The sequence below is a fragment of the Aquimarina sp. AWH4_224 genome, assembly GCF_056160245.1.
The window spans coordinates 418375-443613 of record NZ_JBSWWU010000002.1 but is presented as its reverse complement, the minus strand read 5'-3'; the positions used below and the strand labels follow the sequence as shown (position 1 = coordinate 443613).

The window sequence follows — 25239 nt, the reverse complement described above, 5'->3', positions numbered from 1 at the left end:
GTTTAGACTCTTTCTAAATAAAATACGTTTCAAGGTATGAAAATTGAACTAAAAAATAACGCTCCAGGAATTTTGGAAGAAACCCAAATAGAGGATGGTTTTCGCATTCTCGCTTTCCAAAATGAAATCGATGATAATCAGAATGTTATCCGCGAAATCGACAGTAGTCTTATTCAATTTCACTTTTGTATCAAAGGCTCGGTTAAGTTCAATTTTAACAACGGAAGTTACTCCATTAATCTAGCTGAAGAAAATTCTTTGTTGCTCTATAATCCGCAACGTGACTTACCCATGAATATCGATATGGAAAAAGATTCCTGGTTGATCACCATATTGATTTCAATAAAAAAATTCCACTCCTTATTTTCAAAAGAAGCAGACTATATTCCGTTTTTGGGAGAAGGCAATAGAGATAAAAAGTATTATACCGATGCGATTATCACACCATCGATGGCTGTGGTTCTTAATCAGATTATGAATTATGGTTTGCACCCTTCTATAAAACAATTGTATTATAAAGGAAAGGCTTACGAACTGCTAAGTCTTTATTTTAACCGGCCTGAAGATGCCAATATCGAACAGTGTCCTTTTTTGGTGGATGAAGAAAATGTTTTAAAGATCAGAAAAGCTAAAGAAATTATCATCGCTCGTATGGCAGAACCTCCTACGCTGCAAGAACTGTCTAAAGAAATTGGACTGCCTTTAAAAAAGTTAAAAGATGGGTTCAAGCAAATCTATGGGGAGCCAGTATACGCGTTCTTGTTTGATTACAAAATGGAAGTTGCCCGGCAATTACTAGCTTCAGGAAGTCATAATGTAAACGAAGTAGGACTAAAAGTAGGCTATAGCACTGCGAGTCATTTTATTGCAGCATTCAAAAAGAAGTTTGGGACGACTCCCAAAAAATATGTAATGGCTTTGTCTTAAATTCACCTTTACTATCTTTCTTTTTGAGATAGCAAATACTTTTCAGTCTCATTACCGATAAATTCCCCTTTTTCGTTTTTGATTATAAAATCGAAAACGTCTTTTTCGTTAACTGATACGACTACACCTTCCTTGAGATGTGCATTTCTGGAAGACGTATTATATAAACTTCCTTCTATGAGCTGTTTTTCCCACCGCAGTACTTTGACCCACATCCATTCTTTATTTGAGTCCTTGGTAATTATTGGTGCTTTTATGAGTAGATAATCATCCACTAATCTATCTGTATTGAATGCTTGTTTTAATGTTGGCAATTCTTTTTTGGCCAAAGCACTAATCTCTAGAACCTTATGATCATGCTGTACATACTGCAAATGCCTTTTCGTATCAAAAATAGTATGCACTAATTTGGTAATTGAGTCGGAGTTAATTTCTAATTGCAAGTTGTTTTTATCGCCTATTTGCGGATTAGTTTTTTTAAGCTGAATACTAAATTCCTTAGCTGGATTTATTTCAGAAAAATAATGATTCCACTTTTCGTTCTTAAGCTCCTTGGGCTGTATGGATAGTATTGAATCTTGACTTACAGCCCTTTGTTCTGATAAAGTTTGAGCGACTAGCAACAATACATCTGTATATTTTTTGGATTCCTGACAGGAAAACTGACGTATAGAAATATCTGGCAGACAAAATTTCTCCATTCCAAAAGTAACTGCTCGGCATCTCGAACTATCTATTTTCTTCATTTTAATAAGGATTTGATCCGCAACATTTGCCTTGGTATCCTCAAAGTACTTTACTCTTCTTTTGTTCCAGGTATCTTCATTAAAATATTCCAGCGTCACAAAATCAGCAATGATATAATTACTCTCTTTATTCAATGTCCATAAAAATTTATGAATGTTGCGTTGTTCTTTGCTGATATTTTGACTGCCTCCATAGAAAGTAATCGCCAAAATACGTTTGCAACTCTGTAGTGCGACTTTTTCTGCAGGAGCTAAGTTTTTCCCAAAGGCTTGTAAGTAATCCAAGCTTGGAGGTTTTAGAACACCGCTCAATTCTTCGATCACCTCTTTATAATATCCAGGTTCAGAGCGTCTCGCATTTCGTAGTGTGTATTCTTTGTAGTTGGGCAGCATTATCCTGATCAAACTGTCAAGTTCTTTTTCAGAAGGTAAGGATTCATGGTCAAGTGCGTAAATACCATAGCTAGTTAAAAAATCATTCGTACTGATGTCGATTTTTGATTGCTCATCACCCAAAATTTGATAGTTCTTATCGGTTTTACAACTATAAAAAAAGATTAAGCTGAATATAATACTATAAAATCTCATAACACTGATTTACAGATATTTGTTATCATTAAAGAAAACATCATTTGATGCTTCTATCTACTATTTTAAACTTCAATTTACTAAGTAGTCTTCGATTATGAAATCCGAATTCTTCGGTTTCATACGGTTTTGCCCATTTCTATAAGTTTTGAGTGGTAAAAACGTAGGTTATAAGAGTTTTAATCGTGCTCATATTTTTCAGCAATTATCAATGTCGCATTAATTTTATCAAAAATTTAAATAGTACATATTCAGACTCTTAAAAATCTGGATTTTTCACACAAACCAACAAAATCATGAGGCACAAAACCCAAACAAAGTCTTCAACCCGAAGAAAAGGTAAATTACCTTATAGACGGTTAGAACTTAAACCTCTATTTATTCTAATCTGTATTCATGTATTCACTTTCAGTAGTCTTTTTTCTCAGACTAACGACACAAATAGTGGTATTGAAGTAGATGGAGGAATTGCTACCCTCTATTTCGAAAATCAACCCGAATGGACCGATAACTTTAATTTTCTCTGTCTCAATGATGCTTGCGTATCGGGAACATTAAACACAGCTGCCAATCGATGGGAAAGACAAGTTAATGCCACCGTAGGTCAAACCTATCAAATTCAAATAAAAATAAGCTCCTCGGTAGGTGGACAATACATCTCTGATCAAATCGCGGTGACCGCACAACAAGCAGGAAACAATGACCCAGATCCAGATCCACAACCTACCTGTAACGATGGTATACAAAACCAAGGTGAAACCGGTATTGATTGTGGCGGACCTTGTGCACCTTGTGATAATCCTAATCCAAATCCAGGAGAGGAAACTGTGATTCAAGCAGAATCAGGATCTCTACTTGGTAGTGCTCAATATTACAACGATGGTGCAGCTACAAACGGACAAGGAGTAGCCTACATAAGTAGTCCAGGTGCAGGATTTGCATTACAAAACGTTCCCTCTGCAAGCTCAGTACAACTAAAATATGCCTCGCAACAATCTGGTACATTGTCCATATTTGTAAATGGAAACGATGCTGGAAACATCAGTTTCTCTTCCAACGGAAGTTGGGTGGGTAACTATACTACAGCAACGATAGAAGCAAATGTTCCTCAAGGAGCTACTTTCGAAATTATATATCAAAGTGGAGATGCTGCCATGAATGTAGATGAACTTACATTTATCGGTCAAGGACAAGATCCAGATCCAACTTGTGATGACGGTATCCTTAATAACGGAGAAACTGAAATCGACTGTGGGGGACCTAATTGTGATCCTTGTAACAATCCCCCGCCTCCAGTTACAGGACCTGTTATTGCACTTACTAGTAATAGTGAAAAAGGAACCTTTTTGGTAGGAGGACAAGATGCCAATCAACCAGGTTTCAGTCTATATACCTTTGATAACGATAACGACTCTTTGCCTTTTAGCGATTGTTACAATGGCTGCGAAACAAATTGGCCTCCAGTAACCGTACAAAACCCAGAAGACCTTATCATTACCAATCAAGTGAACAATACATTTACCAATGGATTTGGACTCTCTGCAAGATGTGATGGATCTCTACAAGTTACCTATGATAACAAACCTCTATACTACTTCGCAAACGACAATGCCGCTGGAGATACCAACGGAGATAATGTAAATGGAGTATGGCACTTGGTGACCAATCAAACAGATCCAGTACCCACTTGTAATGATGGAATTCTTAACAACGGCGAAACCGAAATCGACTGTGGCGGTCCAAACTGTGATCCTTGTACTACCAATCCTCCTGTAGATGGTGGAACATGTGGTGACTATGGACTTACTATTGTAGACGGTCAAGGTGTTATTTATTCAAGAGAGGATTTAGGTCAAGTACTATATATGTGTACTGGCCCTGGATTTAATGGTTGCGTAGCTCCAGACAAATTAGAAAATGGCTATTATCAAAGAGCGATCAATATCACTGTAGGCGAAACCTATGAACTTGGTATACAAGGTGGACCAAATACTACATTTACAGTAACCGCTGGAGAAGATCGTTGCTATTTTGTAGCCACTTGTAGTGATGGAGTACAAAACGGAAACGAAACCGGAATCGACTGTGGGGGGCCAGATTGCGACGTCTGCCCTACCTGTGATGATGGTATACAAAATGGAGACGAAGAAGGAGTAGACTGTGGCGGAAGCAATTGTACTATAGGTTGTGATGAAGTATGTAATGGTACTCCTAATCCTAATGCTGTAGTTTCTGTAACTAATGAAACTGTTGAGAATGAAAATGATGGAACTATTCGATTTACTTTTGACAATGTAGCTTCAAGAGATAATTTAGAATTCAGCATTAATAACGGAAGTAGTTACCCATATACTACTCCAGATAATGCAGGATCATTTACGATAGACAATCTTTCACCCGCTACGTATAATATTTGGGTACGATGGGGAAATAATGAATGCCCTATCTTTTTGGGTGAATTTGTGATTCTTGAAGGAGGACCAGCTCCTACCTGTAATGATGGAATTCTGAATCAAGGCGAAGAAAGAGTTGATTGCGGAGGGCCAAATTGTGGCCCTTGTCCAGATGACCCTTGTGGCGAAATAGCACTAGTCAATTACCCACGACCAGCCCTTCCTACTCCAATTATTGGGTCGGATGCTGCTCAAGGATTTGCTTTTGATCTGGCTAACGATCTAAGTACAGTTAGCGTACGTGTTGGACCTGTAGTTCAAATTCAATCTGGAGGAAATCCTGACTTCGAATTTCACTGTTCTTGTAACCAGGTTACATTCAGCAGTGTACGAGTAAATGGTACGGTAGCTGTTCCTGAAGCATGTAGAAATGCTGGTGATTTCTATTACTTCTTCAGATATAAAAAACAAGGAAATACTACCAACGATCCAGGAGACATCTATGTATACTCTGGTTTATTTACCACCGCTGGTCAACGAATTGATCCAGACAACAGGCCTACAATTACAAGAGAAGGGGCCAACTGGATGCGCTTTAGACACCCACATGCACAAGATGGTATTACTGAAGCTGTTTTTGATGCGCAACACAATTCTGATCTGCTCAGAAATATGGATCGTTACAACACTATTTTTACCGATGCTGCCAGTGGACTAATTATAGACCCTAGATTAACCAGAGGTGATGCCAATTCTGTGCACCCTCATGGCAATGTAGACAATGCCGAAGTAGTTCGTATTGATTATATGGAAAAGGGAGATTCTTCTCCTCCAACTTACGCAAAGAGCGCCGGACAGGATGCAGGAAAATGGGGATATGGTAATATTGTAACCTACGAAATCACTGCAGTAACAGGAGGTAGTGGAGCTCAAACCTATAACACCTTCCAAAACTACGTTGTTGGTGAAGGATTGAATACGCTGGGGGATCCTAGATTATCGTTGGCAGGTAGAGCAAGTACCTATATGGTACTACCAGGATTTGGGTCACATGTAGATCTGGAAGCAGATGCCATATTTACACAACACATCATTACCTTAACCAGTGAAGACGATGTAGATGATTTCTTAGAAGGACATCACCTGTTCCACGGGGTGAGACACAGACGAAATGGAAATGATCCAGGAAACATTTTAGGAGAAATCAATATAGGATCTACTAACTGTCAGGAATGTCATTTTAGAGATGGTAGAGGTTCTAAATTAGAGAGAACTAGAGATGGAGATATGAGAGTACCACCTCCAGTATACGGAGTAGGAATTCTTCAATATATCGCTGGAGCCCAAGCAAAACTTGCCTGGAAAGGAGATGTACCTACGGTAGAACAACAAGTGAAAAATGCTTTAATCAATGACCATGGTATCGATCCTGAAACGGATATCTCTTCAAAAGATTTACGACAATTGGTAGCTTACACAGAATTCTTAACGGTACCGACCAGAAGTCCTGGAGCTTACGATATACCAGGTGTGGAAGAAGGAGACAAAACGTTCCACCGAATTGGGTGTACAAGTTGTCACTCTCCTACACAAATAACAAGTAGCTCAGCACCGGCTGAATTCAGAAATCTTACTATAAGACCTTATACAGACATGAAACTGCATACAGTTACAGATGAGCCTTATAGAACTCCACCTTTATGGGGATTAGGAAGAAACATTGATCTTCTGGAAAGAAATGGTAAAGCCCTGATCTTGATGCATGATGGTAGAGCAACAACCCTAGATGGAGCAATTCAAGCTCACGGTGGCGAAGCCAATGGATCAAGAGCGGCTTATAACAATTTAAGTCAGCAACAAAAAGACAATCTTATCAAATTCTTAAAAACTCTTTAACCAACATGAACACTAGGTATTTATATCTCATACATTTCGATACCTAGTGTTCTTTAAAACATATAAATCATGAAAAAGCTACATATAATCGCAATTTTATTCGCTCTCGTTTCGGTTAGCGTTACCGCTCAAGTAAATGTTAACGCAACCGTTTCATGTCCTCCTTGCAGGCCAGTTGAAGGTTGCGGAGTCTGCTGGGAAAATCAACAACAAGCAAACCAATGTGAACAAAACCGAATAAACAATAACGTTTCAAAAGAGAAAATGGAACTTATCGTTAGATCGAACCCAATATCCGATGGTAACTTATCGCTAACAGGTTCATTTATCTTATCAGGTAAAATCGTAATTCTAGATCAATTGGGCGCTACGGTAAAAACTATTGATTTGAAGAATAGAAAATCGAATCACTTGATACTCAATCTCAATCTAGAGTCCGGACTTTACTTCATGGTATATTATGATTACGATCGCCAACAAAAAATCACCAAGAAGCTAGTATTTACGAAGTAATACTTCGATAAAACGTATTTGACCTTTCACATACTACCTTTTATGAATGTTTTTATAAAAGGTAGTATTTACTATCCTTTTACTAAAGGGTTTTTCACTCTTAACCAACAATTTAATATCATGAGTATGTCTGTTATTAATCAAACTCATAGCTATATTTCATCCATAAACAAAGACTTTTGTTATGGTACATCCAATTGTATAGCAAAACTTAATATATTCCTTTTCTTTCTATTAATTTCTTTCTCGCTTGTAGCGCAAAGCAACAACACGAATAGTGGTATTGAAGTAGATGGAGGAATTGCTACACTCTATTTCGAAAATCAACCCGAATGGACCGATAACTTTAACTTTCTCTGTCTCAATGATGCCTGCGTATCTGGAACATTAAACGCAGCTACCAATCGATGGGAAAGACAAGTTAATGCCACAGCAGGTCAAACCTATCAAATTCAAATAAAAATAAGCTCCTCAGTAGGTGGACAATACATCTCGGATCAAATCACAGTGACCGCACAACAAGCAGGAAACAACGACCCAGATCCACAACCTACCTGTAACGATGGTATACAAAACCAAGGTGAAACCGGTATTGATTGTGGAGGACCCTGTGCACCTTGTGATAATCCTAATCCAGGAGAGGAAACTGTGATTCAAGCAGAATCAGGATCCCTACTTGGTAGTGCTCAATATTATAACGATGGTGCAGCTACAAACGGACAAGGAGTAGCCTACATAAGTAGTCCAGGTGCAGGATTTACATTACCAAATGTCCCATCCGCAAGCTCAGTACAACTAAAATATGCATCCCAACAATCCGGTACATTATCCGTATTTATAAATGGAAACGATGCTGGAAACATCAATTTCTCTTCCAACGGAAGTTGGGTGGGCAACTACACTACAGCCACAATAGAAGTAAATGTTCCTCAAGGAGCTACTTTCGAAATTATATATCAAAGTGGAGATGCTGCCATGAATGTAGATGAACTTACATTTATCGGCCAAGGACAAGATCCTGATCCAACCTGTAACGACGGTATCCTTAATAACGGAGAAACTGAAATCGACTGCGGGGGTCCTAATTGTGACCCTTGTGACAATCCCCCGCCTCCAGTTGCAGGACCTGTTATTGCACTTACTAATAATAGTGAAAAAGGAACCTTTTTGGTAGGAGGACAAGATGCCAATCAACCAGGTTTCAGTCTATATACCTTTGATAACGATAACGACTCTTTGCCATTTAGCGATTGTTACAATGGCTGCGAAACAACATGGCCTCCAGTAACCGTACAAGACCCAGAAGACCTTATCATTACCAATCAAGTAAACAATACATTTACCAATGGATTTGGACTCTCTGCAAGATGTGATGGATCTCTACAAGTTACCTATGACAACAAACCCCTATACTACTTTGCAAATGACAATGCAGTAGGAGATACCAATGGAGATAATGTAAATGGAGTATGGCACTTGGTGACCAATCAAACTGATCCTGAACCTTGTACAGGTATAGATATTCCTACCGCCAATGTCACCAAAACTAATGAAACTACTCCTAATGCCAATGACGGTAGTATCACTTTCAATTTTGAGGATGATGCCAATAATGGAGGAACAAGAACCAATATCGAATTTAGTATTGATGGTGGCAACACCTATCCTTACAATGTACCCGATAACAGTGGATCAACCACGGTGAATAACTTGGCTCCAGGAACCTACCAAATCTATGCCAGATGGGGTAATAACGAATGCCCAACATTCCTGCAAAATATTACAATAAATCAGGGTGATGACACTGATCCGTGTAACGATCCAAATCCAGATCCAGGAGTAGAAGGAGATAACTTTATCATGGGATTAAATTCTGATGGTGTTGCTTATCATCAAAATGTATCACACAACCCTAGTTTCTTTGTTATAAATCTCAATGGCCAGGGAGGTAACGTAACCATCAATAATGAAAAAGGAAGAAGAGAAGCTCAATTCAGTAATCTTGTTGCTGGACAAACCTATACGCTTGAGGTAAGAATCCAAGGTGATAATTATGGTACTGGGCAATGTATTCATAGTATTCAGGTACAATTAGGGCAAGGAGTCGATAGCACTCCTTGTACTACGAGTAATGATGGTGGTGATCCACCGGTTACCTTACCTGATCCTGTTTTGGCGGTAGGCAGTAACACTCAATTGGGTGCATTTCTGATTGGAGCTTCAGGATCAGAACAACCTGGGTTTTCTATGTACACCACTTCTGAAGATTGTACGGGTGATTGTCTTGACAACTGGCCCCCAGTACTTGTTGATGATCCAGATTTGGTAAACAACCCTGGAGGAATAACCAATACAGTAGATGCGGTTCCATTTGGAGAAGTCAATTGTACTCCAAAATTCCATGTAACTTTAGATGGTCAAAAATTGTATTTCTACAGCGGCGATACTACATCAGGAGATACCAACGGACACAATCTAGGACCATGGAGAATAGCTAGTGTAAATAGGCTACCAAAAGCACCAGATGCCAAATACCTGATGAGTGCACTTAAAACACCTATCAATGGTCGTACTCCAGGTAACTTTGGATGGGTTCATGATATTAACGGTAGAAACGTAGCGGTTAGAGCAGGTTCTGCCTTACAGTTACAATTTCATGCCTCTCAATTTGTAGGCGGTGTAGGATCCGTACTTACCGGTTTTGGAGACCCTGATTGGACCTTTGTTTGCTCCTGTAATCAAGTAGAATTTTATGAAGCCGAAATGACGATTACTGACTATGGCCGAATGACTGTTGAAATACCTGGTAACTGTTATGATAAATTCTATTATTTCTTCCGATATAAAAAAGCAGGTCTACCCACGGATGATCTTGGTACCCAAATGGTTTACTCTACCCTATTTGAATACGATGAACGCAATCCAAATGATCGAATAGACCCTGCTAATCAAGGCCAAATAACCAGCAATTCTGCAAATTGGATGCGTTTTAGACACCCTAGAGCGCATGATGGAAATACTGAATTAATTTTTAACTCTCAAAACAATGCTGGTAGAGTTCGTGCATTAGATCGATACGCCACCACCGTCACTACTGGAGGAAGTGGAACAACTATAAATGCAGATTTACCAAATATTCTTAGAATTGAAGCTTTGGATAACGGTTTGATCAGAAACTCTAATCCTGCATATGTGTATAATACCAACACCTGCTGTGGTACCAATTTCGATTACGGAAATGTAATTACCTACGAGATCACCATTGGCTCTGGTGCTCAAATCAGCTCTCAAATCTACAATACATTCCAACATGTTATAGTAGGTAAAGGTTTTGATAGTTCTTTGGGAGATCCTAGATTAACAATGGCGGGCAAAGCTTCTACTACAATGGAGTTTTCTACCTCAGGATCTCATGTTGATCTGGAAATGGATGCCATTTTTACACAACATTTAACCACACTTACCTCTGCTCAAGATGTTGATGATTTCTTAGAAGGTCATCATTTATTCCACGGTTTACAAGATCAATTTGAAGTGGTACAGACAAGGCCTAACTTCGGGTCTGCAAAAATAGGAACAAGGGCTTGTCAAGACTGCCACTTTAGAGACGGTAGAGGTTCTCAGGTCGAGCTTACCAGAGATGGAGAGCAAAGAGTTCCACCTCCTGTTTATGGAACTGGTTTATTACAATACATCGAAGGTGCTGAAGCTGGGTTGACCTGGAATGGAGATGTAGGTACTGTGAGACAACAGGTTAGTAATGCATTGCTTCAAGACCACGGTGTTCAATCATCCAGCCTGGGTAACGATTTTGATTTATTGGTAGCCTATACCGAATTTCTAACCGTGCCGAATAGAAATGCAGCTGCATATCTGGACCCTGATGTGGAGGATGGAGATCGAATTTTTAGAGAAGTCTCTTGTACTTCATGCCATCAACCAACGCAAAAGACTAGTAATTCTGCACCTGCAGAATTTAGAAACCTCATTATCAGACCTTATACTGATATGAAAATGCATACTGTTACTGATGAACCCTACAGAACACCTCCTTTATGGGGATTAGGAAGAAACATAGATCTTCTTGAGAGAAATGGCAAAGCTCTAATCTTGATGCATGACGGTAGAGCAACCTCACTTGAAGGCGCTATACAAGCCCATGGTGGAGAAGCTAGTGACTCTAGATCTAGATACAATGCGCTTAGCGCTTCGGATAAAACCAAACTTATTAAATTCTTAAAAACCCTTTAAGAAACTTCGGTAAAGTCATAAGGAGAAAGGCAAACACAAACTCAACTATACTTCACGATCATACAAAGTATATCGTACTTTCTCCTTTCTTTACTAAGTAATCACAAGTTTTCAATCATGAAATCCTATAATTTAGATATTTGTTTCGAGGATATGATTCAAAAAACAATCAAAATAGAAGAGAATTTTGATCTGTTAGTTTATAAACCTACAATAGGGTCCCTTATCTATATCCCACGAAAAAAGAATAGCGAAAAGCTGATTCATTTTATTCTTTGTTCTTATGGAACTTTCGAATTACAAATAGGATCAGAACACCATTTGACATTTGGTAGTGATCAATTTATTATTACTTATAACACTCCATCGATAATTTTCACCCAAGAAAACACCCAACTATTTGTGCTTCAAATTGAACTCAAAAAGTTTCATCGAATGATTTTAAATCAAAGTGATTTGCTGGATTTTTTATTTGAGTCTGACGAGATCAAAAAACCCATCTTCAAAGTAGCAAGAACGTATTTTTTACATTGTTCGATTGCAAAGCAAATCATGCAAAGTCTTCACTCAAAAAGTGAACTAGTGTATTTAAAAGCCAAGACCTATGAATTATTAAGCATGTTAACTCATTTCCTAACGAAGAACTCTGAAGCAGCATGTCCCTATTTCTTAGACCAGAATACTAGAAAAAAACTTGAAAATGCAAAAAACATCCTTGAAAACAATATTGTAGAGCCTCCCTTAACTTCAGAATTGTCAGAACAGGTACATCTATCTCTTCAGAAATTGAACAAAGGATTCAAACAGGTTTATGGAATGAGTATCCAAGACTACTTGATCAATCGTAGAATGATTGTGTCTCAAGAATTATTAATTTCAAAAAAATATACAGTAAAGGAAATAGCGTTAAGAGTAGGCTATAGTACTTCAAGCCACTTTATTGCAGCATTTAAAAAGAAATTTGGAACTACTCCCAAAAAATATGTGATGCGCCTGAATTAAAGGCTAACTAATCTAGAGATTCTACTCGTGGAATCCCCACACCCTTTTGCAGAGAAACAATAGAGTCATACATCCCTTGATCTTCTTCAGTTGGATCTGCCAAAACAGATACGAAGTCGAATTGCTCTAATAGTTCCAGGACAAAAGGTAGCTTATCTTTTTCGACATCTACGATAATACGTTTCATGTGTTCTAATAATGTTTGTTAACGTTCACATGCAACCTAGCATAATCAAATACTATTTTTGATCATACAAGATTCATCTTTGCTTTTTCACTATTTAAAAATACTAAAATAAAACTACTCAACTTTCAGTTTGTCAGAATTTAACGTATTTCTAAGTTATGTTTTATTTATAACTATTTAATAATCTCTTTTTCAGTTCATTTTTTCAAATCTCACTATCAAAAAGTCTTATGGTTTTTGTTAACGCAAACCGATATTTAGTTCGTATTTTTGCTTTGCAAAAAGAAAAATTATGAGCAAAGGCGTTCTTCTGGTAAATCTAGGATCTCCTGATAGTACCAATCCAAAAGATGTAAAAAAATATCTTGGTGAGTTTTTAATGGACCCACGTGTTATTGATCTCCCGCTATGGGCAAGAACATTGTTGGTTAAAGGAATTATTTTAAATACACGTCCAAAAAAATCTGCAGCTGCTTATCAAAAGATATGGTGGGAAGAAGGATCACCACTAATTGTTATTTCAGAGCGTTTACAAAATAAGGTTGCCGAAAAAACCAACATCCCCATCGGTCTGGCTATGCGATACGGTTCTATGACGATCAAAAAAGGATTACAGGAACTACATGATCAAGGAGTTAATGAGGTGATGATCGTACCCTTGTATCCACAATTTGCAATGGCTACCACCGAAACTATTTTGGTACTGGCAGAAGAACTACGAGCAGAACATTTTCCTGATATGAAAATTATCGATGTTCCCGCCTTTTACAACAAACCCGAATACATCGAAGTACTATCTAATAGCATTGCAGAACATTTGGAAGGTGTGGATTATGAACATATTCTTTTCAGTTATCACGGTGTACCCGAAAGGCATATCCGTAAAAGCGATATCAGTAAAGGAAATTGTAAAATGGATGGGAAATGTTGTTTCAAAAAAGGGTCTATACAACACGAGTTCTGCTATCGTCACCAATGTGAGATGACAACAGTACAAGTTGCCAAAAAACTGGGACTTAAAAATGGCACTTACTCTACTTCTTATCAGTCCAGATTAGGTTTTGATCCATGGTTACAGCCATATACAGATCGCACTATAGAGCGAATGGGGAAAGAAGGCACCAAAAAAATGGCTATCGTAACGCCCGCCTTTGTATCAGACTGTCTAGAAACCCTGGAAGAAATTGCCATGGAAGGAGAAGAAATATTTCACGAAGTTGGTGGTAAAGAATTTACTACCATTCCTTGTCTAAACGATAGAGACGATTGGGCTCAGGTACTAGCTAATTGGATCAATGAATGGTCTGCTGTTAAAACCGAAATGGTGTAATGGCAAAAGTAAGCTCTGAAGCCCTTGGCATTGAGCCCATAGGTAAGTTATTGATTAAACAGGCTGTCCCTGCTTCGATAGGGATCCTTGTGATGTCTCTCAATATTCTTATCGATTCTATTTTTGTTGGCAATTGGATCGGTTCTATTGCTATTGCTGCGATTAACGTTGTATTACCGGTTTCTTTTTTTATTGCTGCTTTAGGAATGGCCATTGGTATTGGTGGTTCCAGCATTATATCAAGAGCCTTGGGAGCCGATAACAAGCAAAGAGCCTTACATACTTTCGGAAATCAGATCACCCTCACTTTACTTTGTACCGTTTCTTTAGTCATTCTTGGATTGGCTTTTGTAGATGATATTATCCCACGATTTGGTGGTAAAGGCGATATTTTTGACCCTGCCAAAATCTATTATGTAATCGTACTGTACGGAGTTCCTATCCTTGGATTTGCGATGATGGGAAATACGGTGATTCGTGCCGAAGGGAAACCAAAATTTGCCATGACTGCCATGATTATTCCTACGGTAGGAAACTTAGTAATGGATTACATTTTTATTAATGTGCTGGACATGGGTATGCATGGTGCTGCATGGGCTACTACAGGATCCTATTTGGCATGTTTTTTATATATCTTTTGGTTTTTTACCTCAAAAAACTCTGAACTCAAAATTCGTTTTAAGCATCTCGTATTACAAAAGGATATCGTAACTGAAATAGGCTCTTTGGGAGGAGTAACATTAGCTAGACAGGCCGTTGTGAGCATCACTTATCTACTAATGAATAACATCCTATTTGATCTAGGGCAAGAAGGATTAGTAGCAGTCTATGCAATTATTGGTCGAATGTTGATGTTTGCATTGTTTCCGGTTTTTGGAGTTACACAAGGATTTTTACCGATTGCAGGATACAATTATGGTGCAAAACAATACGATCGTGTTAGAGAATCCATTAATACAGCCATCAAATACGCGGCTATAGTTGCCTCTTTAGTATTTATTGGGTTAATGATTTTCCCTTCAGAAATCGCTTCCCTGTTTTTGAGTGACAACCCTGATATTCCTGCAAAAGAATTAGCGGTAAATCAGTTTGTACTTTCTCATGCTACAGAACCTATGCGGTGGGTATTTGCAGCTACTCCTATCATAGCATTACAGCTGATAGGAGCAGCTTATTTTCAAGCAGTAGGCAAGGCTATTCCTGCCCTATTGCTTACCCTATCTCGACAAGGATTTTTCTTTATTCCTCTAGTCCTGATCTTGCCTAAATTTTATGGAGAGCTTGGTGTTTGGATATCGTTTCCTATTGCCGATGTATTAGCTACCATTGTTACTGGTTACTTTTTGAATCGGGAAGTGCGTACACAACTCCTTGCTCCCAAAACTACTTAGTTCGTGTAGCCGCTTTACTAATGATTTGCCATTTTCCTTTTATTCTTTTCAGTAAAAAGAGATCAATGTATCTCGTCTCTTTTCCTTCGGAAAGTATCTCAACTTTGGCAATAGCGATATCATTTTCCTGATCGATTGAAAGCACATTTCCTGTTCTACCATTAAACTTTCCTTGCTCCTTTTTTTCAAACCAGGAAGCATACTCTGCTATGGGCACAATCCATAGTTCTTTTTCTTTATGAGAAAGGAACAAATTGGCTTCTTTATAAAACGCCTCTTTGATAACTTCAGGTTGGTTATACGAAGTTCCTTTGATATAGGTTTGTAAGCTAGATTTGATTTGATCCTCTTCAGATTGTGCAAATGTTACATTGAATGCAATGCATACTGCAATTGATAAAAAATAAGTTTTCATGTGTTTCTAGATTGTTTTGTTTTTGATTCTTACAATTTTTCCGTTGGGCTCGTCGGTAAGCATGTATAATTTTCCTTCTGGACTTTGCACAACTTTTCGGGACCGAACTCTATCATTCGCAAAAAGTTCTTCGGCACTTTGTATGGTATCATTTGCTATCCGAAATCGCCAAAGACTTCCTCTCGACAATCCTGGAACCAACAAATCTCCTTTCCATTCGGGAAACTCATCTCCTGTATAAAAAGTCAATCCTGTAGGTGCAACAGTATGTTGCCAATACCATTTGGGATCGGTAAACGTAGCTCCTTCTATTGTTGGGGGTACATAGTCCCTACTTCGATATCCACCGGTGGTAATCACCGGCCATCCATAGTTTGCCCCGGCTTTTAATAAATTAACCTCATCCCCTTGTCGGGTACCGTGTTCACTAAACCATATATTACCACTTTTGGGATCCACTGCAATGCCTTGTGCTGCTCTGATACCAATAGCGTAAACGCCAGGCTGTGCGTCAGGACCAAAATCTGGATTATCATCCGGGATACTTCCATCGGGGTTTAATCGATAAATTTTCCCTCGCTTGTCCGTTAAGTCCTGTGCAATGGGCATTTCGGGCTCATCGATTTCTCTGAATAACCGCTCTCCAATAGTTATGTATAATTTCTTGTCCGGCCCAAAAGTCATCCCTCCGCCATAGTGATAGTACCCTGGTGTATATGGCCCGGCTTCGAGTATGGTTTTGATATCTTGCAAAGAGTCTTTTTCTAGCCTTGCGCGTATGACTTTTGTCGTCTTTCCCTCTCCTACTTTTTTGGCTGCATACGAAACGTAAATAAATCTGTTACTCTGAAATTCGGGATGTAAACGCACTTCAAAAGTTCCTGAATTATCACCTCGGTATACTACTCGGATACTATCGGTTAAATCTCTCGGAAAGCCTTTGATGATCGTTTTCTTTTTGGACTGCAAGTTGACTCGCAACAAGTCTCCATCTTTTTCTGAAACCAGCGCTTCTTCTTCAGATATAAATGCGATACTCCACGGATGTTTAAGACTATCAATTACTGCTTCCTTAATAGGTGTGGTTTGGGTAGGTTTTGCAATGGGTTGTTCTACTTGGGCACATCCCATAGCGATAAGAATCATCAATACAAATGTTTTTTTCATTACTGCAATTTTGGTGTGATTTGGATTGCAAAATGAAAAGGTTTGTGTCAAAACCCTTTAAAAAACATGATTTTTAAAACGAAAAAGGAGGTTTAGAAGTTTTATTATCTTTTTCTTTTAGGAGAATTAATTATGCTTGGATCTGATATCATGATTTCTTTAGCTCTGTAAAAATCAACATTCGTGCTGTTTTTATAGAAATCATAAAAAAACAGAAGAGAATTATGATTAGCAATCGAATAATCCAATATGGAATTTTTTTCTCCAATTTTTCTTACTTCTTCTATTTGAATAAGATCTTCATGTTTCTTAAAAAAGAGCAAGGCATCATTTAGATTATCCTTTAGATAACTTGTGATCAAATTCAAACGACTGGTAATATACACTGCATATTCTTCTACTTCCAGTGTAGTTGCTAAATGACCTTTATGAATTACTTTATTTCTAAATTTTTTTTTATTTGTATCATCTCTCCAAATATCTTGTGTAAGCTCTAAATATTTGCAACAAAAAGCTCCATATTGTCTTTCAGATTGATTACTTAGTTCTTTCCAAAAATTTCTAATATTATCAATTGAAATACCGCTGTTTACTAAAGAAGTTTTTATAAATAATTCATATGCACGTTCCAAAGAGCTAGAAAAACTTGCTACGCTTTCAGATAAATTTCCATCTAGGTATGACTTCATAGCAGAAAAGTACAAAATATCGAAACGATATCCATTTAGTATAACTATTTCCTTATGTCCTTTGGGGCATTCACAAAGAGCAATAAAATCATTATTAACATCACCCCAAGCATATGTAACTTTCAAACCAATTGCATCTTTAGGTTTTTCCAGGTTCCTTAATTCTGGGGTACAAGTTCTACATACAGCGTAAAGATCCATCTACTTTTATTAATAATTTAGTCTGAAGTTATCAATTTAATGAAATTAATCAAAAGATATTTTTAATCAAGCTACTTTGTACTGATTTCGATATTGAGAAGGTGTAATTTGAGTTTCAGATTTAAAAGCCAAATTAAATGAAGTAACATTTCCAAACCCACAATCATACGCAATGGTTGCTATTTTCTCATTAGCATATTGCACATCGGTCAACAAGGATTTTGCTTTTTTAATGCGATAGTGATTTATAAATTCTGAAAAATTTTTGTGTTCGTTCTCATTAATCACTTGTGATAATGCTCTTGGTGTGATTTCAAGTAGTTTGGCCACACTTTGTAATGAGGTTTCACTTTTTAAGAAGAGTTCTTCTTCTTCAAGCATATGTTTAAGTCGCTCCAAGGTATTTCTTGAAGTAGCTCTGTCCATTGTTGAGCTGCTATACTTTTCTAATGCAAAGACATGCTTTTTCAGCAACAAAAAAGTGAATAAATACATTAAAAATGAAAACGAGATGGCTCCCAAAATGTAAAAAGGAATCCACCGTAACAAAATACCAACATACAACGCCCAGGTAACACTCACTCCAATGGTAATGTTACGATACCATTTCAGGAGTTTTACCTCTGTTTCTTCCTTTATTTCAGAAATATATTTCCAACAGACCCCTAGATAAACCCCTAAATGCACAAAAACAAGGGAATATGCTATATAAGAAGCCACGTCTCCTCTATTGGGAATAATTGGACTAAACACCAAAAACAGACCAAACGGAAGTAAGTGCCAATAGTGTTTTTTTGAAATGGGCTGTTTTTCGAAAAGTGCTTTTCCGTAGAACCATAGAAAAGGACCCACAGCCAAAATAGCTGCAATAGCCATATTTCTTATTCTTGGATCAACCTCGATATAATTATGAAAAATTGATTTCCCTATCCGAATGGTTAATCCTAACAAAACAAAAGCCAGAAACTGATTCGCTTTTCTGTTTCCCTTTTTTACGGTAAACAAATAAAAGCATAAAAACATTGCCTGGATTACCCCCAGACAACTTAATACCAATACTACTCCTTCTAATATCATGGTGTCAAAGTTAAAAAGGATCTTATTGTATACAAGGTTAAAATTACGTGAAAATCTTTCGCAACAATTTTTATTTATAGACTTTAGTAGGCCATCAATTCTAACGTTTGACCTTTACCTACTCTATTTTGGTCTTTTCAACACAAAACTCAACATCCATGTACTCAAAATTTATCAAAGTAATTTTTATTCTTTTTGTTTTTATTACCAACGTTCCGCTTCAATCACAAACCTACGATCCAGCCTTATATGATGCGCTAGAGTATCGGCTAATTGGTCCTTTTCGAGGAGGGCGTAGCGCAGCAGTAACCGGTGTGCCCGGAAAGCCTAATTTATTTTATTTTGGAGCTACCGGAGGAGGTATCTGGAAAACTTTGGATGGAGGAAGAACCTGGGAAAATATCTCTGATGGTTTCTTTGGAGGTTCTGTAGGTGCTATTTCAGTATCCAAAAGTGATCCTAATGTGATATATGTAGGAGGAGGTGAAAAAACACTACGAGGTAATGTATCTTCTGGGTATGGTGTTTGGAAAAGTGTAGATGCTGGTAAAACATGGATTCAATCTGGTTTACCTAAGAGTAGACATATCCCGAGAATTGCCATTCACCCTACCAATCCCGACATTGTGTATGCGGGAGTACTAGGAAATATTTACAAACCAACACAAGATCGTGGGGTTTATAAAAGTACTGACGGGGGTAAAACTTGGAACAACGTGCTTTTTGCCAATGCAGATGCAGGAGCCGTAGATCTTACTCTGGATCCTAACAACCCCAGAATTATATATGCTTCTACCTGGAATGCCCGAAGAACTCCATACAGTCTTAGTTCTGGCGGTAAAGGATCTGCACTTTGGAAAAGTACAGATAGCGGAAAAAGTTGGAAAGAAATTTCTACCAACAAAGGATTCCCAAAGGATACGCTAGGAATAATAGGAGTTACTGTATCCCCAGTGGATAGCGAACGTGTTTGGGCCATAGTAGAAAACAAGAAAAAAGGAGGTGTTTACCGAAGTGATGATGGTGGTGACACCTGGACACTTTTGAACAGCGAAAGAAGTCTTCGACAAAGGGCATGGTATTATACACGCATTTATGCCGATACCAAAGATAAAGATGTAGTGTATGTGGTAAACGTATCCTATCATAAAAGTAAAGATGGAGGTAAAAACTTTACCAGTGCCAGAGCTCCTCATGGAGACCATCATGATCTATGGATCGCTCCCGAAAATCCAAAACGCATGATCATGGGGGATGACGGGGGTGCGCAAATCACCTACGACGGAGGAGAAACCTGGAGTACCTACCATAATCAACCCACTTCACAGTTTTATAGAGTTACTACCGACAATCATTTCCCATACCGTATCTATGTAGCACAACAGGATAATTCTACGATACGTATTAGTCATAGAAGTTCTGGTAGCTCAATTACCGAAGATGATTGGGAAAGAACTGCTGGTGGAGAATCTGCGCACATTGCTGTGGATCCAAAAAATAATGATATTGTTTATGGGGGAAGCTACGATGGTTTCTTAACCAGAGTGAATCACAAAACAGAAACTATTAGATCGATTAGTGTATGGCCTGACAATCCAATGGGACATGGTGCAGAAGATATGAAATACCGTTTTCAGTGGAATTTCCCTATTATATTTTCTAAGCATAATCCAAATCGACTATATACCTTTTCTAACCATGTTCATGTCACCGAAAACGAAGGGCAAAGCTGGGAGGTGATCAGCCCGGATCTTACCAGAAACGACCCTGAAAAACTAAAATCTTCGGGAGGACCGATAACTCAGGACAATACTTCTGTAGAATATTATTGTACCATTTTTGCCGCTGCTGAAAGCCCTCTTAAAGAAGGCCTTTTGTGGGTAGGTAGTGATGATGGGTTAGTACATGTAAGTCAAGATGGAGGTGCTACCTGGAACAACGTAACGCCAAAAGGAATGCCGGAATGGATGATGATCAACAGCATAGAACCTAGTGCTTTTGATACCGGTACTTGCTATATCGCAGGTACCAAATACAAATCCGGGGATTTTGCTCCTTATTTGTATAAAACTACCGATTATGGAAAGTCCTGGACAAAAATTACTACTGGTATCCCCTCCGAACATTTTACCAGAGTGCTACGAGAAGATCCTAAAAGAAAAGGACTTTTGTATGCGGGAACCGAAACTGGGATGTACATCTCTTTTGATGATGGTAAAAGCTGGCAGTCTTTTCAACTTAATCTGCCTATTGTTCCTATTACCGATCTAACCATCAAAGACAATAACCTTATCGTAGCTACGCAAGGAAGAAGTCTTTGGATTATTGATGATCTTACCCTATTGCACCAGCTTAATAGCAGTCTAAAATCACAAAATCACATTTTGTATAAGCCCAAGGATGCGTATCGAATGCCCGGAACCCAAGCGAAAGATTCTAGAACAGAAGGTAAAAATCATCCGGCTGGAGTAAGCACTTATTTTTATCTAAAGAATTTTGACAAGGAAAAAGATACGGTACAACTCACCTATTTTAACTTGAAAAACGATACCATCAAATCCTTCAGCACTGGAGCCAAAGAAAAAAAAGATCAATTAAAAGATCTAAAAGCCGGAGGAAATCAGTTTAGTTGGAACTTGAGAGGCGATGGTGCCGAAAAACTAAAAGGTATGATCTTATGGTGGGCAAATCTCGATGGTCCTAAAGCGGTTCCTGGTTCTTATCGGGTAAGCCTAAATGTAAATGGAACTGATGTAGGAAAACAAACTTTTACCATTGTTGCTGATCCCAGAGCTGAATCCACTCAACAGGATATGCAACAGCAATTTGATTTTATTACCGATGTAAATGCCATTGTAGACAGAGCGCATCAATCGATCAAAAAGATTCGAAAAATCAATAAGCAACTCAAAGGTTTTGAAACTCAGTATAAAGACAATGAAAAAACCAAAGAGCTTGTACAAAAAGCAAAAGATTTACAGGAAAAGTTTAGCGATATAGAAAAAGCACTCTATCAAACCAAAAATAAGAGTAATCAGGATCCTCTAAATTTCCCAATCAAACTTACCAATAAACTAGGACACCTGAACTCTTTGGTGGGTATGGGAGATTTTGGACCAACAGCTCAAGATATTGCTGTAAAAAATGAATTGACCAAAAAGATCGAACAACAATTGAATACTTTTGATCAATTAATTTCTCAAGAAATTAAGGGCTTTAATACCGAATTCAATACCTTGCAGCTTAATTATCTTTTTGTAGAAGACTAATCTAATGCTAGAATATTATAACTACATAAAATCCCTGCATCTCATCTTTGTAATCACATGGTTTGCAGGGTTATTTTATATCCCCAGATTATTTGTCTATCAAATCGAAGCCAGCCAAAAACCTTCTCCCGAAAAAGAAATTTTGGGCATACAATTAAAGCTTATGGCCAAGCGTCTTTGGTTTATCATTTCCTGGCCTTCGGCTATATTGGCCACCTTATTTGCCATATGGTTGCTTATCCTAATGCCTGGGTGGTTAGAACAATCCTGGATGCATGTCAAACTCGGATTTGTGGTATTGTTATTCATGTATCACTTGAAATGCCACCAAATTTATAAGCAACTACAACAAGACATTGTTAAATGGTCCTCAAACCAGATGAGAATGTGGAACGAAGGCTCTACGCTCATTTTATTTGCCGTTATATTTTTGGTCATTGTACGAGATGCCGTAAATTGGATTTATGGAGTCATCGGAATTGTCTCCTTATCTGTGGCCTTGATGTTCGGAATCAAATTGTACAAGAGAATTAGAGACAAAAATCCTAATGCCTAAGTTCATTGCATTTTTTACCAAAAACATATCAAACCAAATCCGATCATGCTGTCATCATTAGGGAAGCACATCCCGACGATGCCAAACAATTGCTTGAACTCAAACTACAGTATCTAAAAAATACGAATACTATTCCGTTGTTTGATTATGAGTATTCTAATAATATTACCGAAGAAAATCAACTCATCAAACGCTATCAAAAAGAAAACAATAGTCTACTCTTAGTAGCCGAACATGATGGAAAGCTTATAGGTAACATTGATCTCACCGGAAGTTCAAGAGAAAAAATGGTTCATACGGCTATGATTGGGATGGGGATACATACGAGTTGGCAAAATCAAGGAGTAGGCACTTTTCTTATTCAAAATGTATTGGATTGGTCGAGAAAAAATAACACGCTAAAAATAATCTGGCTAGAAGTATATGCCACCAACCCTGCCGGAATCGCTTTGTACAAGAAAATGGGGTTGGCGGAATCTGGTAGAATGAAAAATTTCTTTTACGAAGAAGGGAAATATATCGATAAAATTATGATGACAATTGATGTTTCCTGATATCTAGTCATTTCAACTTTATACTTTTCCGTATCTTCGTGCCACTTATTAAATTGACTCTATGATTAAATCCATGACCGGCTTCGGGAAGTCTGTATTACAACTACCTACAAAAAAAGTCACTATCGAGGTAAAGTCGCTCAATAGCAAGAACTTAGACATCAATGCTAGAATTCCATCTCAATATCGAGAAAAAGAGTTACCCATGCGAAATACCATTGCAAAATCATTGGTACGAGGAAAGGTAGATTTTGGGTTGTATGTTGAAATCACTGCAGAAGAAACTTCGACCAAAATCAACGACGCTGTGGTTAAGGATTATATGAAACAATTACAAGGCATACACAACAGCGGAGAAACTGGAGAATATCTGAAAATGGCAGTTCGTATGCCGGACGCTTTAAAAACCGTGAGAGAAGAAATTGATGAAGAAGAATTTAAAGCTATTAACGAAGGACTACGTGACGCTTTGAATGCTATTGATACCTATAGAGTCGATGAAGGGAAAGCACTAGAAAAAGATTTTGTCATACGTATACAAAATATAGGCAAATTACTAGCCGACGTGATCGAAATGGATCCAGAGCGTATCGAAGGAGTACGTGAGCGACTTCAAAAAGCAGTATCTGATATTAAAGAAGAAGTAGATCAAAATCGATTTGAACAAGAGCTTATTTATTATCTGGAAAAATTCGACATTACTGAAGAAAAAGTGCGTCTCTCTAATCATCTTGAGTACTTTACCACTACACTAAACACTCCAGAATCTAACGGAAAGAAATTGGGATTCATTACTCAGGAAATTGGTCGGGAAATCAACACTATAGGAAGCAAATCTAACTATGCTCCAATGCAAAAGTTAGTGGTGCAAATGAAAGATGAGCTTGAAAAAATAAAAGAGCAATTGCTAAACGTATTGTAAATGAAGCAAGGAAAGTTAATTGTACTTTCTGCCCCATCGGGTAGTGGAAAAACTACATTGGTAAAATATTTATTGGATCTCCAAGAACTCAATCTTGGTTTTTCTATTTCTGCAGCATCTCGCGAACCTAGAGGAGCCGAAGTACATGGTAAAGATTATTACTTTTTATCCTTACGTGAGTTTAAGGACAAAATCAAAAACGACGAGTTTTTGGAGTGGGAAGAAGTATATAGAGATAATTTTTACGGCACTTTAAAAACTGAAGTACAACGCCTTTGGGATAATGGAAAGCATGTTATTTTTGATATTGATGTCGTGGGTGGATTAGACATCAAAAGAATTTATCCTGATCGTACCCTTGCTATATTTGTAAAACCACCTAGTATAGAAGAGCTAAAGATTCGACTTAAAAAACGCAAAACCGAATCTGAAGATAAAATCAATATGCGTGTTGCCAAGGCCTCTACAGAAATGGCAACAGCCCCACAGTTTGATGCTATAGTTACCAATGATGATCTGGAAAAGGCAAAAGCCGAGGTTTATCAACTAGTAAAGAAGTTTCTTTTAGGATAGTACAATGAAAAAAATTGGATTATACTTTGGGACATTTAATCCTATTCATGTTGGCCATTTGGCAATTGCCAATCATATGGCGGAATTTTCGGATCTTGACGAAATATGGATGGTTGTCACCCCTCATAATCCTTTTAAAAAGAAAAGCTCGCTATTAGACAATCATCATCGTTACGAAATGGTCTACAGAGCCACAGAATCGTATCCTAAGTTGAAGCCCAGCGATATCGAATTCAAACTACCACAACCCAATTATACGGTACATACGTTAGCACACTTACAAGAAAACTATCCCGAGTATCAATTTAATTTGATTATGGGAGAAGACAACTTGAAAAGCTTTCATAAATGGAAAAACTATGAGGTGATTCTCGAAAATCACCATATCTATGTGTACCCACGTATTTCTGAAGGGAATATTGAACATCAGTTTATGGATCACCCAAAAATTCAACGCGTAAGCGCACCAATTATGGAAATCTCTTCGACCTTTATTCGAAATACTATTGGTGAAGGAAAAAATGTACGTCCATTACTCTCTCAAGAAGTATGGGAGTATATCGATCAGATGAATTTTTATCGATAAAGGAAT

19 protein-coding genes are annotated in these 25239 nt (G+C 37.8%); 13 read left to right on the top strand and 6 right to left on the bottom strand.

Annotated features, from left to right (window positions below):
• The first annotated feature begins 36 nt into the window (after positions 1 to 36).
• Entirely contained in the window at positions 37 to 927 is an 891-nt protein-coding gene (locus ACXAGJ_RS05320; RefSeq protein WP_073315862.1) for an AraC family transcriptional regulator, read from the top strand.
• Positions 928 to 938: 11 nt separating this feature from the next.
• Here the strand turns inward: ACXAGJ_RS05320 and ACXAGJ_RS05315 are convergent, their stop codons facing one another.
• Positions 939 to 2261 carry a DUF2314 domain-containing protein gene (locus ACXAGJ_RS05315; protein ID WP_474837788.1) on the bottom strand — a complete coding sequence of 441 codons (1323 nt, stop codon included), beginning with the start codon at positions 2259 to 2261 and terminating at the stop codon, positions 939 to 941.
• Between the two features lie 296 nt (positions 2262 to 2557).
• Between ACXAGJ_RS05315 and ACXAGJ_RS05310 the strand changes: the two genes are divergently transcribed.
• The 4 genes from ACXAGJ_RS05310 (at position 2558) to ACXAGJ_RS05295 (ending at position 12316) form a co-directional block, all read left to right on the top strand.
• Positions 2558 to 6550, top strand: a complete 3993-nt coding sequence (locus tag ACXAGJ_RS05310; RefSeq protein WP_474837786.1) for a di-heme oxidoredictase family protein — start codon at positions 2558 to 2560, stop codon at positions 6548 to 6550.
• A 69-nt stretch (positions 6551 to 6619) separates the two neighbouring features.
• Positions 6620 to 7063 carry a T9SS type A sorting domain-containing protein gene (locus ACXAGJ_RS05305; protein ID WP_474837784.1) on the top strand — a complete coding sequence of 148 codons (444 nt, stop codon included), beginning with the start codon at positions 6620 to 6622 and terminating at the stop codon, positions 7061 to 7063.
• Positions 7064 to 7183: 120 nt separating this feature from the next.
• Positions 7184 to 11314 (top strand): di-heme oxidoredictase family protein, encoded by a 4131-nt coding sequence (locus tag ACXAGJ_RS05300; protein WP_474837782.1) that lies wholly within the window; start codon positions 7184 to 7186, stop codon positions 11312 to 11314.
• A 117-nt stretch (positions 11315 to 11431) separates the two neighbouring features.
• The gene (locus ACXAGJ_RS05295; RefSeq protein ID WP_474837780.1) at positions 11432 to 12316 is read left to right on the top strand and encodes a helix-turn-helix domain-containing protein; all 885 of its coding nucleotides are present in this window, start codon (positions 11432 to 11434) and stop codon (positions 12314 to 12316) included.
• Positions 12317 to 12323: 7 nt separating this feature from the next.
• On the opposite strand, the gene ACXAGJ_RS05290 is transcribed toward ACXAGJ_RS05295, so the two are convergent.
• Positions 12324 to 12503 (bottom strand): hypothetical protein, encoded by a 180-nt coding sequence (locus ACXAGJ_RS05290; RefSeq protein WP_073315868.1) that lies wholly within the window; start codon positions 12501 to 12503, stop codon positions 12324 to 12326.
• A gap of 292 nt (positions 12504 to 12795) precedes the next feature.
• Between ACXAGJ_RS05290 and hemH the strand changes: the two genes are divergently transcribed.
• Together hemH and ACXAGJ_RS05280 are read left to right on the top strand one after the other, a co-directional pair.
• On the top strand, positions 12796 to 13833 hold the full coding sequence (hemH, locus tag ACXAGJ_RS05285; protein ID WP_474837778.1) for a ferrochelatase: 1038 nt from the start codon (positions 12796 to 12798) through the stop codon (positions 13831 to 13833).
• Positions 13833 to 15224 carry an MATE family efflux transporter gene (locus tag ACXAGJ_RS05280; RefSeq protein WP_474837776.1) on the top strand — a complete coding sequence of 464 codons (1392 nt, stop codon included), beginning with the start codon at positions 13833 to 13835 and terminating at the stop codon, positions 15222 to 15224. The genes hemH and ACXAGJ_RS05280 overlap by 1 nt, the downstream gene beginning before the upstream one ends.
• Here ACXAGJ_RS05280 and ACXAGJ_RS05275 read toward each other — a convergent pair.
• The 4 genes from ACXAGJ_RS05275 to ACXAGJ_RS05260 all read right to left on the bottom strand — a co-directional run bounded on the left by ACXAGJ_RS05275 (position 15217) and on the right by ACXAGJ_RS05260 (position 18773).
• Positions 15217 to 15639 carry a nuclear transport factor 2 family protein gene (locus ACXAGJ_RS05275; RefSeq protein WP_474837774.1) on the bottom strand — a complete coding sequence of 141 codons (423 nt, stop codon included), beginning with the start codon at positions 15637 to 15639 and terminating at the stop codon, positions 15217 to 15219. The two genes, ACXAGJ_RS05280 and ACXAGJ_RS05275, sit on opposite strands and share 8 nt — an antisense overlap.
• Positions 15640 to 15645: 6 nt before the next feature.
• The gene (locus ACXAGJ_RS05270; protein WP_474837772.1) at positions 15646 to 16806 is read right to left on the bottom strand and encodes a PQQ-dependent sugar dehydrogenase; all 1161 of its coding nucleotides are present in this window, start codon (positions 16804 to 16806) and stop codon (positions 15646 to 15648) included.
• A gap of 104 nt (positions 16807 to 16910) precedes the next feature.
• Positions 16911 to 17696 carry a hypothetical protein gene (locus tag ACXAGJ_RS05265; protein WP_474837770.1) on the bottom strand — a complete coding sequence of 262 codons (786 nt, stop codon included), beginning with the start codon at positions 17694 to 17696 and terminating at the stop codon, positions 16911 to 16913.
• A 66-nt stretch (positions 17697 to 17762) separates the two neighbouring features.
• On the bottom strand, positions 17763 to 18773 hold the full coding sequence (locus ACXAGJ_RS05260) for a helix-turn-helix domain-containing protein (protein WP_073315873.1): 1011 nt from the start codon (positions 18771 to 18773) through the stop codon (positions 17763 to 17765).
• 158 nt (positions 18774 to 18931) lie between these two features.
• Here ACXAGJ_RS05260 and ACXAGJ_RS05255 point away from each other — a divergent pair, with 158 nt between their 5' ends.
• From ACXAGJ_RS05255 to nadD, 6 genes are all read left to right on the top strand, one after another.
• Positions 18932 to 22042 (top strand): VPS10 domain-containing protein, encoded by a 3111-nt coding sequence (locus ACXAGJ_RS05255; RefSeq protein WP_474837768.1) that lies wholly within the window; start codon positions 18932 to 18934, stop codon positions 22040 to 22042.
• Between the two features lie 4 nt (positions 22043 to 22046).
• Positions 22047 to 22598 (top strand): CopD family protein, encoded by a 552-nt coding sequence (locus ACXAGJ_RS05250; protein WP_474837766.1) that lies wholly within the window; start codon positions 22047 to 22049, stop codon positions 22596 to 22598.
• 5 nt (positions 22599 to 22603) lie between these two features.
• A complete protein-coding gene (locus ACXAGJ_RS05245; RefSeq protein WP_474837764.1) occupies positions 22604 to 23152 on the top strand; it encodes an N-acetyltransferase family protein in 549 nt (182 codons plus the stop codon).
• Positions 23153 to 23213: 61 nt separating this feature from the next.
• Positions 23214 to 24074, top strand: coding sequence for a YicC/YloC family endoribonuclease (locus ACXAGJ_RS05240; protein ID WP_474837762.1), 861 nt, complete (start codon positions 23214 to 23216; stop codon positions 24072 to 24074).
• Positions 24075 to 24647 (top strand): guanylate kinase, encoded by a 573-nt coding sequence (gmk, locus tag ACXAGJ_RS05235; protein WP_073315878.1) that lies wholly within the window; start codon positions 24075 to 24077, stop codon positions 24645 to 24647.
• Positions 24648 to 24651: 4 nt separating this feature from the next.
• Positions 24652 to 25233 carry a nicotinate (nicotinamide) nucleotide adenylyltransferase gene (gene nadD / locus ACXAGJ_RS05230; protein ID WP_474837759.1) on the top strand — a complete coding sequence of 194 codons (582 nt, stop codon included), beginning with the start codon at positions 24652 to 24654 and terminating at the stop codon, positions 25231 to 25233.
• Positions 25234 to 25239: the final 6 nt, after the last annotated feature.